Here is a 12,712-nt window from a genome sequence, read left to right on the forward strand (position 1 = left end):
ATGGCGCACATTGTGCGCCATTTTTTTTGTCTGCGTCAAACCCCTACTGCGTCACCTTCTCACCGTCATTTTCCGCGACCACAGCGGATGTCCGACTGTTCTGTACTGACAACACGTTCTGACGCGCTGACGCGCCGTTATCGGCCGACACGGCTACCGGGATCCCCGCGCGGCGTGACAAGGCTTTATCGATAAGCGCTTTATCACTTCCTGACTGCGAGACAAACGTCGCAAAGTCTGCGGAATGCGAAATGGGTGTCATCTGGGGGTTTTCACCCTCAACCTGCGCCAGCGGACGATGCACTTCAATATAGCGTTTACCGTCAGGCTCAACGGAGAACTTCACCGGCTCATTAATGATTTGCACCCGCGTGCCGACCCGCACCTGCTCAAACAGCGCTTTGATATCTGGCGCGTTCATGCGCATACAGCCGGAGCTGACCCGCAGGCCGACGCTGTCCGGCGCACTGGTGCCGTGTATCAGGTATTCCCCGTGCCCCACGCCTAAACGCAATGCAAAGCGTCCTAGCGGGTTATTTGGCCCGGCCGGGACCACGGGCGGTAATTTAATACCCTGCTCCAGAGAGCGCGCTCTGATGCCCGGTGTTGGGGTCCAGGTAGGATTAGGGATCTTCTGGCTGACCCGGGTGGTGGTGACCGGCGTTTCAAGTCCCAGTTGCCCAATGCCGAGCGGGAAAACCTGAACGATGTTTTCGCCCGGCGGGAAGTAGTAAAGCCGCAGCTCCGCCAGGTTCACGACAATCCCCTCACGGGGCGTGTCGGGCAACAGCATCTGCGAAGGGATCGTGATCACCGTCCCCGGCGCAGGGTTTACCGGCGCAATAGTATTATTGGCTTCAAGGATAAGCTGCGCTGCAGTATTAAACCGGCGAGCGATGGTCTGAAGTTTATTATCCCCTTCCTGTATCGTGTAGGTTTGATTTTGCCCAATCAGACGGCTGCCTGCGGGCGGCAACGGGTAATCCATCGCGCGGGCCGAATTAAGAGCACCGAGCGAACCCAGGAGTAATAGAGTTATTAGAGACGCGCGCTTCATGCTGAGATTCCTTATTCACTGGCCGGATGCCAGAAAGCTGAAAAACCAGCGAGGCGGGAACCACCTCGCGAAACAGAATGAATGCTGTTCTGTAAGTCTAGCTAAGGATTGCAGCTTTGGCGCGGATGGCGCGAATCATCGCTTCCAGCCCCTGGGAACGGGACGGAGTGAGGTGTTGGGTCAGGGCCATTTTTTCAAACCACGGGCGGACATCAAAAGCGACAATATCCTGCGCTGACATCTGGTGATAGAGAATAAATACCAACGCAATAAGCCCTTTCACAATAGCGGCATCACTGTCGCCCTGTAATTCGATCACGCCGTCGCGCGTCTGCTCCATCACAATCCAGACCTGGCTCTGACAGCCCTGTATAATATTTTCCGGGTTGTGTGCCTCTTCGCTGAGCGGCGGTAAACGCTGGCCCAGTTCAATGATATAGAGGTACTTCTCTTCCCAGTTTGCGCAACGCCCGAAGTTACGCAGTAATTTTTCTTTATCCGGCAAATCTGCCATCTTTCGCCTCTCCGTTAGCCCAGCAACTGGTGAATGCGTTTAAGCCCCGCCACCAGCCTGTCGACCTCTTCCGTTGTGTTGTACATCACCAGCGATGCGCGGCACATCGCCGGCACCTGGTAAAACGCCATCAACGGCATAGCACAGTGGTGTCCGGTACGCACGGCCACGCCGTAATTATCGAGGAAACTGCCCACATCGTATGCATGGTGTTTACCGAGATTGAACGCAATTACCCCCTGGCGGTCCGCCGGGCCGTACAGGGTCAGCGCCGGTACGCTGGCAAGCTCCTGCAGCGCGTAGTGCATCAGCAGTTGTTCGTACTCCTGAATCGCGTCAAGGCCAACAGACGTGACATAGGCGATGGCCGCCCCCAGCCCGATAATCCCGCCGGTATTCGGCGTGCCAGCTTCAAAGCGCCACGGCGCGCGTGCATAGATGGTCCCTTCCGACAGACTGACGGTCGCGATCATCGAGCCGCCCCCTTCCCACGGTGGCATCGCCTGCAGAATATCTTCTTTCACGTACAGCACGCCAATCCCGGTCGGCCCATAGAGCTTGTGCCCGGAGAAGACGTAGAAATCGCAGTCCAGCGCCTGGACGTCGACCGCGTGGTGCATGACCGCCTGCGCACCATCAATCAGCACCTTCGCGCCGGCCTGGTGGGCTTTCTCAATAATCGCTGCCACCGGGTTCTCGGTTCCCAGCACGTTAGAAACCTGGGTCACGGCCACCAGCCGCGTACGCGCATCCAGCAACGCGTCGAGTTGCTCAAGCTGCAGGGTGCCATCAACATTCAATGGGATCACCCTCAGTTGCGCACCGACACGCTCACAGAGCATCTGCCACGGCACGATATTGGCATGGTGCTCCATCTGGGTGATGATGATGTTATCCCCCGCGTGGACCTGCGCGTTGCCCCAGCTGTTGGCGACGAGGTTGATCCCCTCGGTGGTACCGCGCACAAACACCAGTTCCTCTGGCGAGCGTGCATTGAGGAAAGCGGCGATTTGGGTACGCACATTTTCCATACGCTGGGTCGCCTCCGCACTCAGGGTGTGGATCCCCCGGTGCACGGCAGCATAACCGTGGCGGTAGAATTCCGCTTCCGCTTCGATCACCTGATTCGGTTTCTGCGCGCTGGCCGCACTGTCCAGATACGCCAGGGGCAGACCGTTCACTTCACGGGTCAGAACCGGAAAATCTGCCCGTACTTTCTCTACGGGAAAACTCATGCTTCGCCTCCAGGCAGACGCTGCCCGATACGGGCCAACACCTGCTGTTTTAACAGGCCATCGTGCAGCGCTTCCGTCAGTTCAGCGGCAAACGCATAGATAATCATTTGCTGCGCCGCCTGCTGGTCGATACCACGGGAGCGTAAATAGAACATCTGTTCGTCATCAATTCGCCCGACCGTCGCGCCATGGCTGCACTTCACGTCATCAGCATAGATTTCAAGCTGTGGTTTGGTGTCCACTTCCGCCAGGCGTCCTAACAGCAGGTTGTTGTTGGTCATCTGCCCGTCGGTTTTAATCGCGTGCTGCGCCACGTTAATCAGGCCGTTAAACACCGCCCGCCCTTTGTCGCTGACAATGGTTTTGTGCAGCTGGCGACTGTTACAGTAGCCTTTGTTGTGCTCAAGCCAGGTGCGTGTATCGCACACTTGCGTTTTAACCGGCATCGCCAGGCTGTTGATGCGAAGCGTTGTATTCTCGCCGTTAAGCTGCGTGCTGGTGTTATGGCGCAGTACCGCGCCGCCCAGCAAAAAGCTGTGGCTGTATGCCGCGGCATCTTGTCCAAGCAGCATGTCGTTATGCGCAAAGTGGTGGCTCTGCGGGTTTTCAAACGCCAGTTTGATATGGTGAAGCTGGGCATTGGCGGCAACATGCATTGTCAAACGCGCCCCGGTAAAGTGCCGGGCCTCGTTGAGGCTGACGTAATGCTCAATCACCGTGGCCTCCGCCCCTTCCGCCAGCTCAAGATGGTGGCGGTAGTGAGCAGTGTTGATCTCGTCGCCGTCTGCTCCCTGAGTGATGTGCATCAGCAGCAGTGGTTTTACCGGACGCTGGTTACGCTTAACGCGAATATGCGTCACGCTCCGCGCCAGGCTCTCGGTGAGATGCAGGAAGACCTCAGGCTGTACCGGGGCGCTCAGGTTCTGACGGTCATCGTTAATGGCAATCTCAAACCCACAGTCCTGGGTGCTGTCACTCAGCTCAGGGCGGAACTGACCATCGACGAAGACCAGACGCACGGCATCCACGGTCAATGCCAGGGCATCGCGCTGCGCCGGGCTGATGTCTGCCAGGCGGGTGACAAACTCGCCGTTCAGCAGGCCATCAAGCGGCGTGTACTTCCAGTTCTCCTGCTTGCGTGACGGCAAACCGAGACGCAGCATCTGCTGCAGGTGCTGTTGCGCCTGTTCCGAGCGCGTATTGCCCTGCGCTTCAAACAGACGGTGCCACTGCTGGAGCGCATTACTGCTGTTCGGTAAGCCAGCCATAACCCTGCTCCTCCAGTTGTTTAACCAGCGTGAAATCACCGGATTTCACAATACGCCCCTGGTAAAGCACATGGACGTAATCCGGCTTGATGTAATCCAGAATACGCTGGTAGTGAGTGACGATGATGAACGCGCGTTTGCCGTCGCGCAGGGAGTTCACCCCGTCGGCGACAATCTTCAGGGCATCGATATCCAGACCGGAGTCGGTCTCATCCAGAATACACAGTTCAGGCTCAAGGACCGCCATCTGCAGAATGTCGTTACGCTTTTTCTCACCGCCTGAGAAACCGACGTTGACCGAGCGGGTCAGCAGGTCTTCCGGCATTTTCAGCAACTTAATCTTCTCTTCCATCAGGTCCTGGAAATCAAAGCGGTCCAGCGCTTCCAGTCCGCGATATTTACGTACCGCGTTCAGCGCCGTTTGCAGAAAGAACTGGTTACTCACCCCCGGGATCTCCACCGGATACTGAAAGGCCATAAAGATACCTTCACCGGCCCGCTCTTCCACCGACATCTCCAGCAAATCTTTGCCGTTAAACTCGACCGACCCGTGGGTCACTTCGTAATCTTCGCGCCCTGCCAGCGTCGCGGAGAGCGTACTTTTCCCGGAGCCATTGGGCCCCATAATGGCGTGGACTTCACCCGGTTTGACGTCAAAATTGAGACCACGCAGGATCTCTTTGTCTTCCACGCTAACCTGTAAATCTTTAATACTTAACATGTGCTTTCCTTAACCGACGCTGTGTTCAAGACTAATGGCGAGGAGTTTCTGGGCTTCAACGGCAAATTCCAGCGGCAGTTCAGAGAACACATCCTTACAGAAGCCGTTCACAATCATTGAGATGGCATCTTCCTCACTGATCCCGCGCTGCAGGCAGTAGAAGAGCTGATCTTCCCCAATACGTGACGTCGTCGCCTCGTGCTCAAGCTGGGCGGTATTGTTACGGCATTCAACGTACGGGAAGGTGTGTGCCCCGCAGTCTGCGCCAATTAACATTGAGTCACACTGGGTAAAGTTTCGGGCATTGGTGGCCGTCGGCATGATTTTGACCAGCCCACGATAGCTGTTCTGACTGTGCCCGGCGGAGATGCCTTTGGAAATAATGGTCGACCGGGTGTTTTTACCGATGTGGATCATCTTGGTACCCGTATCTGCCTGCTGATGGCCGCTGGTCAGCGCCACGGAGTAGAACTCACCGATCGAGTTATCCCCACGCAGAATACAGCTCGGGTATTTCCAGGTGATCGCAGAGCCGGTTTCCGACTGGGTCCAGGACATTTTGCTGTTTTCGCCTTCGCACAGCGCACGCTTGGTCACGAAGTTCAGAATACCGCCGGTGTTGCCATCGCCCGGGAACCAGTTCTGCACCGTGGAGTATTTTACCTCGGCATCTTTATGGATGATGACTTCAACCACCGCGGCGTGAAGCTGGTAGCTGTCACGGACCGGTGCGGAGCAGCCTTCAATGTAACTGACGTAGCTGCCTTCATCGGCCACCAGAATGGTGCGTTCGAACTGACCGGTTTTTTCCGCGTTGATGCGGAAATACGTCGACAACTCCATCGGGCAGCGAACGCCTTTTGGCACGTAGATAAAGGTGCCATCAGACGCTACCGCCGCATTAAGCGCGGCAAAAAAGTTATCGTTACTTGGCACCACAGTGCCGATGTACTTTTTCACCAGCTCAGGGTGCTCGTGAATCGCTTCGCCGAAGGAGCAGAAAATAATCCCCTGCTCTGCCAGTTTTTCACGGTAGGTTGTCGCCACTGAGACGGAGTCAAAAATGGCGTCCACCGCCACCTCTTTCCCTTCGCGAACGGGCACACCCAGCTGGTTAAATGCCTCTTCCACTTCTTTGCTCAGGAAGCTGTTGTCCGCACCGGTTTGCTGCACCGCGCCAGGCTGTGAGGCGCAGGTGTCGTCGCAACTCCCGCAGGATGGCGCAGAGTAGTAGCTGTAATCCTGATAGTTCAGCTTGTCATAATGCGCTTTCAGCCAGTGAGGTTCTTCCATTTCCAGCCAGGCCCGGAAGGCGCTCAGACGAAACTCCAGCATCCACTCAGGTTCATTGCGTTTGGCCGAGATCGCCCGGACGACATCTTCATTGATGCCTTTCGCCAGTTCATCGGTCTGCAGCTGGGTAAAGAACCCCTCTTTATAATTGAGGTGGCCGCCACTCCAGGTGTTAACATCACTCGTTGCTTCAGTATTACGAGACATAGTACCGCCTATACCCCAAAGCTTTCGCCGCACCCACATTCGTTCTGGGCTTTCGGGTTATGAAATTTGAATAACTGGTTTAAACCTTCACGTACGTAGTCCACTTCCGTGCCGTCAATAAACGGCATGGCCTGCAGGGCGACATACAATTTTGCGCCGTCAGTTTCGAATACCAGATCATCCTTCTCGGGTTCTGTGACGGTATCGAGCACGTAACCGAATCCTGCGCAGCCGGTCTGTTTCACCCCCAGGCGCACGCCGAGGATCTCTGGCTTTTTCGCCACCAGTTCGTGAATATGTGCCGCCGCCGCTGGCGTGAGCGTTAAGCCACGCCAGGCAAAGTCGGCAGGATTGAAGGTTTCTGAATGCAGTTCCATAGGTCCACCTCATCTAATAAGCCCCAGGGCATAACACCATGTTAGTGATAACGATTATCACTTCAACCCTCTGTCAGCAGGGGCATTGGGCTAAATCGCCCTTTTTGCATACTTTTATTAAGCATAGACCCTGTCAGCGGATGCGGGCGGGATGGATTTAATTGTTCATTACTTTGAAAAATAATGGGTTATCGAATCAGAAAAGCGGAGTAAAGGGGAAAAGTAAAATATGCATCGGAAATGCCTATTTTTAAGATAGATTTTATCCAGAGAAACGACGGGCAAAAAAAAAAGGCCTTCAAGGCCTGCGGAAATTAATGATGAAAGGAGACAACAAAACCCTGTTCACGCCAGTGGTCAAGCAGTTCCTGCTGACGCGGCGTCGGCGCTTTACCGGTCCAGACGAAAATTCTTTGCCCAGGAAAAAGCTCCGGACGAGGGGAATCAATCGGGTCGGCCAGCACGTCAATATGCCATCCCTTCTGTGCCAGACGCGCAGCCTCAAGCCACAGGTGTGTCCGGTCATCGCACTCCCAGCCAATAAGCAGAGCATCTTTACCGGCTTTCTTACGTGACTCCGCCAGGCTTGCGACAGCAAACTCTATCAGCACACCGTCAAGCAGGCTCGCCATATGACGCACCGTATTTTGATCCTGATTCATTCGCTGACGAACGGGAGAAATAATATTATCGATAAGCGCATCCATCGCGTGATCGCGGCGGAACTCGCCTATTTTGGCGCGCAGCTTTGCCGGGCTGGCATAACGCAAAACCGTCATCATCTCTTCCTGGATTGATGCCCAGTTACCCTGAGTCATCACTTCTTTGTTTTCCAGCAAGCCTTTGACTTTGCCGACCGAAACGCCGCTTTTCATCAGGCGTTTGATCTCTTCAATACGCAGGATATCTTCATCGTCAAACTGACGATGGCCCCCTTCGCTTCGCTGCGGCTTCAACAATCCATAACGGCGCTGCCAGGCACGCAGCGTAACGGGGTTGATACCGCATCGTTCGGCCACTTCGCCGATACTGTAATAGGCCATTAACTCCCTCACGCTTAGAACTTCCATACCCAACCAGACCAACCTTATCAGATTGTACAAACCATTTGTATAACTAAGGCCTCTTTTTGAGCGGGTGAAGGGTATACAAGTTCCTTCACCCGTTAATGTATTGTTGTACAAATTTTGCCGCGCGTACAGTCAAGCTTGCAGGTTTATGTACAGCTTTCTCAAAATTCAAACTTCTTCTCTGGCCACGCGATCGCCGGAATTCCCCCGTGACGCGGGCTGGCAAACAGGTGCCCCTGGAACTGGGAAATGCCTGCAGACTCCAGCCACATCCACTCTTCAGGCTTCTCAACGCCGACGGCACAGAACTGGATCTCCAGCGAGGAACAGCAGGTGATAATCGCCTGAATGATGGCCTGCCGCGGGCCGCTTTTGTGCACATTCGCGACCAGATCGCGGTTAATCTTAATTCTGTCAGGCTGGAATTGCGCCAGTAACTGTAGACCGGCAAAACTGGCACCAAAGTGATCGATGGTTACGCTGATACCGGCACTTTTTAACTGCCTGACCGAATGGGTAAACTCTTCAAAACGGGAAATCGCTTCGCTCTCGGTGAATTCCACCACAATCTGCTCCGGCACAAAGCCATTTGCGTCAATGGCCGTCAGCAGGAAATCCACGGCGCCAGGCACGTTGACCAGCGTCATGGGCAGCAGGTTAATGGATAATGTCTGATCCTGTAATCCCAGAGCGCTCGCCATGGAGAGCGCAACCTGCTTGCTTTTCAAATCAGAGGCGTACACCTCTTCACGAGGAATTTGGGCAAAATAGGTTCCGGGCGATTCACCGGTGGGCGTGCGGATCAAGGCCTCCCAGGAGACGACCTGCTGCATAAACGGATCCACGATAGGCTGGAACGCAAAGCTGCAATCCGCGCCTTTAGCCACCACCTCCGGTTGCGCCGATAAAGGCGTCTCTTCCGGGATAAAATCCCAGGCATCTGCAGGGGGCAGTTCAAAATAGTTGGCTTTCTCCGTGGCCTCCACGAAGGTGCGGAAAAACTGCAGGGCGCGATCGCTATATGTCAGTTGATACCTGCTGGTGCCTTTGTCAAGAACCTGCTGAAGCACCTCTTCCCTGTCGAACTGACGCAAGTCAAAAAGCTCCATGCCAACCTTGCCGAAGCGTCGGGAGGGGCCGTGATCGCGCATCAGCTCCACCACGTTATGGTGGCGCGTGTCCTGGCAAATCTGCTCGTAAATGGATGAAACGTTTTCCGCTGGGCCTTCGAGCAACTGAAAAAAATGCGTGCCGTTAAACAGCAAGATCCCCGTGACATTGGATTGCCGGTTTTTACTATTTGCAGCAGCTACCATGTTTTCCAGCGCTTTCACTGGAACGTCCTCGCAGATATGACTGCGGTATATGATGGTTGTAAGCATGCTTATCCTGAAGGGGGTTAGGGGTTGGCCACAAAAACACGTCGGTAAACATCTGTTATAGCATATTAATTACGTGACAAATAATTTACATCTCAACCATTTACGGCACCTAACGCATCCGTTTCCTGCGTTGTACAACTTATCCATCACCGTGCGTATTGTACAATATATTCTGTAACGGAAATGCTTCATTTTCATGACCCAACCACCTGATAAACATAGAATTTATAAAATATATCACAATTATTTTAAAAAATTGTACATTTTCTATGTACAGATTTGGAAATTGTGTATACCTTAAATGTAACGTTAGTGATTACATTTTTTTACAGGAGCGAAACATGCAGCAGAAGGATTATGTCGCAGATTCAGCAGCAGCGATCGCGCACTACTTCGAGAAGGCCGCGCTTCCTACCCAACAGGAGGCGCTCGGTCAGGTCGTGGTTGAGATTCTTAGCGACGGGCGAAATCTGAATCGCAAATCGCTCTGTACCAAACTCTTAAGCCGCCTCGAAAAGGCCGATGGGCCTGAAGAGGAACAGCATTACCACATGCTGCTTGGTCTGCTTTTCGAACGGTAATGTTATGAACAGCAGTGATGCAGACCGACTGATTGACCAGCTTATCGGTGAAGCCGTTCTTTCTCTTTTGAAAGAGCGAGGCCCCGTCACAACCGAAGCTCTGGTTCAGCGTCTGCGGGATATGAAAGCGCATGAAAAGGATCCCCAGCGGCGGGAGACACTTGCGATGGTGATTGCCGATATCGGTTCAAACAACATCGCCCTGAAACGTCGCAGAACCGCGCAAGGACGAACGGATAGAGAGGGATCTCTCAACGTTAAAAGAGACAATGTAGTGCCGTTATTTGGAAATGGAAAACCGTCCGATCCCAGAAAAATACATTGACTGCAATTTTACAGCTACGGTGAGAACAAATGAGACAAAATATTCAGCTTCAACCCGAATACCATTCCGCTTTTTTAGAAAGCGCGCTGTCGGAATATTTCCGTCACGCAGGCGATCGTTTTGCTGAAGAGTCCGCTGTTTTTTCTACTGCAGTACGCTGTGTTCTGGCTTCTGAAGGACACCTGTCCAACAAAGCGATCATTTTGTGGCTGATCCAGACGCTGGAATCCACAAACGACGTTGTGCAGGCAGATGTCATTCGTAAGACCCTGGAAATCGTTGTGGGTCACACCATGGACGATCTCTAAAAACCCTCCCCTCTGTGAAGGCTAACGTGTCATCGTCAAAACTGACGATCGGGCTGACGATGACACGTTCCCTCCTCGTATAACACCCTGTAAAACATACAAAGTAAATGTGGCATGGTTCCTGCTTACTCCCGTTTACGGGACTGGGCTACCCAGTCAACTTTGCTTCATTTCTTAACAGGTCTGTTATTGATGAAAAAAATCGCCAGCGTCTGCCCCTACTGTGGTGCAGGCTGCAAATTAAACCTTGTCGTCGAAAATAACCGTATCCTCCGTGCCGAAGCGGCCGAAGGCGTAACAAACCAGGGCACCCTGTGCCTGAAAGGCTTTTATGGCTGGGACTTCCTGAACGATACGCGTCTGCTTACCCCCCGTCTGACTCAGCCCATGATCCGCTACCACAAGGGAGAGGCTTTTACCCCCGTCACCTGGGAAGAGGCTATCCGCTATACCGCCCATAAACTCAGGAGCATAAAAGAGCAGTATGGCCCACGGTCCATCATGACCACCGGTTCCTCCCGGGGAACAGGGAATGAAACGAACTATGTGATGCAAAAATTTGCCCGTGCAGTGCTGAATACCAACAACGTGGACTGCTGCGCGCGCGTCTGTCACGGCCCTTCTGTTGCCGGGTTACAGGAAACCCTCGGCAACGGTGCAATGAGCAATTCCATTAACGATATTGAAAACTCAAAATGCCTGCTGGTGTTTGGCTATAACTGCGCCGATTCGCACCCCATCGTCGCCCGTCGGGTCTTAAAAGCCCGCGAAAATGGCGCGAAAATCATCGTCTGCGATCCCCGTCGCATTGAAACCGCACGCATCGCCGACCAGCACCTGCAGCTGAAAAACGGCAGCAACATGGCACTGGTCAATGCGTTTGGCTATGTCCTTCTGGAAGAGGAGCTGTACGACAAAAACTACGTCGCGCGCTTCACCGAAGGGCTTGACGCTTATCGGGAAACGGTTAAAGACTACGCGCCCGAAAACGTCGAACATCTCACCGGCATTCCAGCCCGGGATGTGCGTCAGGCGATGCGGACGTTCGCGGCTGCGCCTTCCGCCACCGTCATGTGGGGCATGGGCGTAACGCAATTTGGTCAGGCTGTAGACGTGGTCAAAGGTCTCTCCAGCCTGGCGCTGCTGACCGGAAATCTTGGTCGACCTGCCGTCGGCGTTGGGCCAGTACGTGGTCAAAACAACGTTCAGGGCGCATGTGATATGGGCGTTCTGCCCAATATGTTCCCGGGGTATCAGGACGTTACGGACCCGGCGGTCCGGCAGAAATTCGCCACTGCCTGGGGAATCGATGTCGGGATTATGGACAAAGAGGTTGGAACGCGTATCACCGAAGTCCCTCACCTTGCGCTGGAAGGTAAGGTAAAAGCCTATTACATCATGGGCGAGGATCCGCTGCAGACTGAAGCCGATCTGGGGCTGGTGCGCCGCGGTTTTGAAGCACTCGATTTTGTGGTGGTTCAGGACATCTTTATGACGAAAACGGCGGAAGTGGCGGATGTTCTGTTACCTGCCACATCGTGGGGAGAACACGGTGGCGTCTTTACCTGTGCCGACCGCGGTTTCCAGCGTTTCGGTAAAGCCATTGAGGCCAGCGGCAACGTGAAACGGGACTGGGAGATCATCAGCCTGCTTGCTACCGAAATGGGCTACCCGATGCATTACGCATCCAACCAGCAGATCTGGGACGAGATGCGCGAGCTCTGTCCGCTGTTCTATGGCGTGACATACGAAAAAATGGGTGAAATGGGCCATGTGCAATGGCCGTGTCCAACGCTCGATCACCCGGGGACGCCGTATCTCTATAAAGATAACCAGTTCGATACGCCGAGCGGCAAAGGCCAGCTTTTTGCGGCAGCCTGGCGCGCGCCAGCCGAGATCCCGGACGAAACGTATCCGCTGGTGCTCTGCACCGTGCGTGAGGTCGGCCACTACTCCTGCCGGTCAATGACCGGCAATTGCGCCGCGCTGCAAAGCCTTGCCGACGAACCAGGCCGTGTACAAATGAATCCCCTCGATGCGGACAGCCTGGGCATTAAAGACGGGCAGCTGGTATGGGTGCATTCCCGTCGGGGCAAAGTCATTACCCGTGCCAGCATCAGCGAGCGCATCAACGCCGGTGCGGTTTATATGACCTACCAGTGGTGGATTGGCGCCTGTAACGAACTGACGCAGGATAATCTTGACCCGGTCTCCAAAACCCCAGAAACCAAGTATTGTGCGGTTAAGCTTGAGGCGATTGAAGACCAACGCTGGGCGGAAGACTTTGCAGCGTCGTCTTATCAGACCATGAAGACGCGGTTAATCACGGCGGTGAACGTCTGAGGAAAAAGAGGCTCGCCACGGCGAGCCTCGT

Annotated in this window: 13 protein-coding genes; 4 read left to right on the forward strand and 9 right to left on the reverse strand. The window is 54.2% G+C overall.

The genetic code is table 11. From position 1 onward, the window contains the following. Positions 1-43 precede the first annotated feature (43 nt). The 9 genes from AB6731_RS06475 to AB6731_RS06515 form a co-directional block, all read right to left on the reverse strand. Positions 44-1,057, reverse strand: a complete 1,014-nt coding sequence (locus tag AB6731_RS06475) for a L,D-transpeptidase family protein (RefSeq protein ID WP_014169743.1) — start codon at positions 1,055-1,057, stop codon at positions 44-46. 97 nt (positions 1,058-1,154) lie between these two features. After that, positions 1,155-1,571, reverse strand: coding sequence for a cysteine desulfuration protein SufE (gene sufE / locus AB6731_RS06480; protein WP_047744533.1), 417 nt, complete (start codon positions 1,569-1,571; stop codon positions 1,155-1,157). 14 nt (positions 1,572-1,585) lie between these two features. After that, complete coding sequence (gene sufS / locus AB6731_RS06485; RefSeq protein WP_371006060.1) at positions 1,586-2,806, reverse strand: cysteine desulfurase SufS; 1,221 nt, start codon at positions 2,804-2,806, stop codon at positions 1,586-1,588. Continuing rightward, positions 2,803-4,074 (reverse strand): Fe-S cluster assembly protein SufD, encoded by a 1,272-nt coding sequence (gene sufD / locus AB6731_RS06490; protein ID WP_049022366.1) that lies wholly within the window; start codon positions 4,072-4,074, stop codon positions 2,803-2,805. The genes sufS and sufD overlap by 4 nt, the downstream gene beginning before the upstream one ends. Next, positions 4,049-4,795 (reverse strand): Fe-S cluster assembly ATPase SufC, encoded by a 747-nt coding sequence (gene sufC, locus AB6731_RS06495; protein WP_020884365.1) that lies wholly within the window; start codon positions 4,793-4,795, stop codon positions 4,049-4,051. The genes sufD and sufC overlap by 26 nt, the downstream gene beginning before the upstream one ends. A gap of 9 nt (positions 4,796-4,804) precedes the next feature. Further along, positions 4,805-6,295, reverse strand: a complete 1,491-nt coding sequence (sufB, locus tag AB6731_RS06500; protein WP_020884366.1) for a Fe-S cluster assembly protein SufB — start codon at positions 6,293-6,295, stop codon at positions 4,805-4,807. An 8-nt stretch (positions 6,296-6,303) separates the two neighbouring features. After that, positions 6,304-6,672, reverse strand: a complete 369-nt coding sequence (sufA, locus tag AB6731_RS06505; RefSeq protein WP_008500631.1) for a Fe-S cluster assembly scaffold SufA — start codon at positions 6,670-6,672, stop codon at positions 6,304-6,306. 314 nt (positions 6,673-6,986) lie between these two features. Then, positions 6,987-7,715 carry a MerR family transcriptional regulator gene (locus AB6731_RS06510; protein ID WP_020884367.1) on the reverse strand — a complete coding sequence of 243 codons (729 nt, stop codon included), beginning with the start codon at positions 7,713-7,715 and terminating at the stop codon, positions 6,987-6,989. Between the two features lie 188 nt (positions 7,716-7,903). Further along, positions 7,904-9,124 carry a diguanylate phosphodiesterase gene (locus AB6731_RS06515; RefSeq protein WP_371006062.1) on the reverse strand — a complete coding sequence of 407 codons (1,221 nt, stop codon included), beginning with the start codon at positions 9,122-9,124 and terminating at the stop codon, positions 7,904-7,906. A gap of 341 nt (positions 9,125-9,465) precedes the next feature. Here AB6731_RS06515 and ycgZ point away from each other — a divergent pair, with 341 nt between their 5' ends. The 4 genes from ycgZ (at position 9,466) to fdhF (ending at position 12,681) form a co-directional block, all read left to right on the forward strand. Continuing rightward, positions 9,466-9,705, forward strand: coding sequence for a regulatory protein YcgZ (ycgZ, locus tag AB6731_RS06520; protein ID WP_371006063.1), 240 nt, complete (start codon positions 9,466-9,468; stop codon positions 9,703-9,705). A 4-nt stretch (positions 9,706-9,709) separates the two neighbouring features. Beyond that, entirely contained in the window at positions 9,710-10,030 is a 321-nt protein-coding gene (locus tag AB6731_RS06525; protein WP_020884369.1) for a hypothetical protein, read from the forward strand. 29 nt (positions 10,031-10,059) lie between these two features. Next, positions 10,060-10,338 (forward strand): biofilm development regulator YmgB/AriR family protein, encoded by a 279-nt coding sequence (locus AB6731_RS06530; RefSeq protein WP_014169732.1) that lies wholly within the window; start codon positions 10,060-10,062, stop codon positions 10,336-10,338. 192 nt (positions 10,339-10,530) lie between these two features. After that, positions 10,531-12,681 carry a formate dehydrogenase subunit alpha gene (gene fdhF / locus AB6731_RS06535; protein WP_047744527.1) on the forward strand — a complete coding sequence of 717 codons (2,151 nt, stop codon included), beginning with the start codon at positions 10,531-10,533 and terminating at the stop codon, positions 12,679-12,681. Positions 12,682-12,712 lie beyond the last annotated feature (31 nt).

Source organism: Enterobacter sp. RCC_40 (assembly GCF_041360735.1).
Lineage (GTDB): Bacteria > Pseudomonadota > Gammaproteobacteria > Enterobacterales > Enterobacteriaceae > Enterobacter > Enterobacter ludwigii.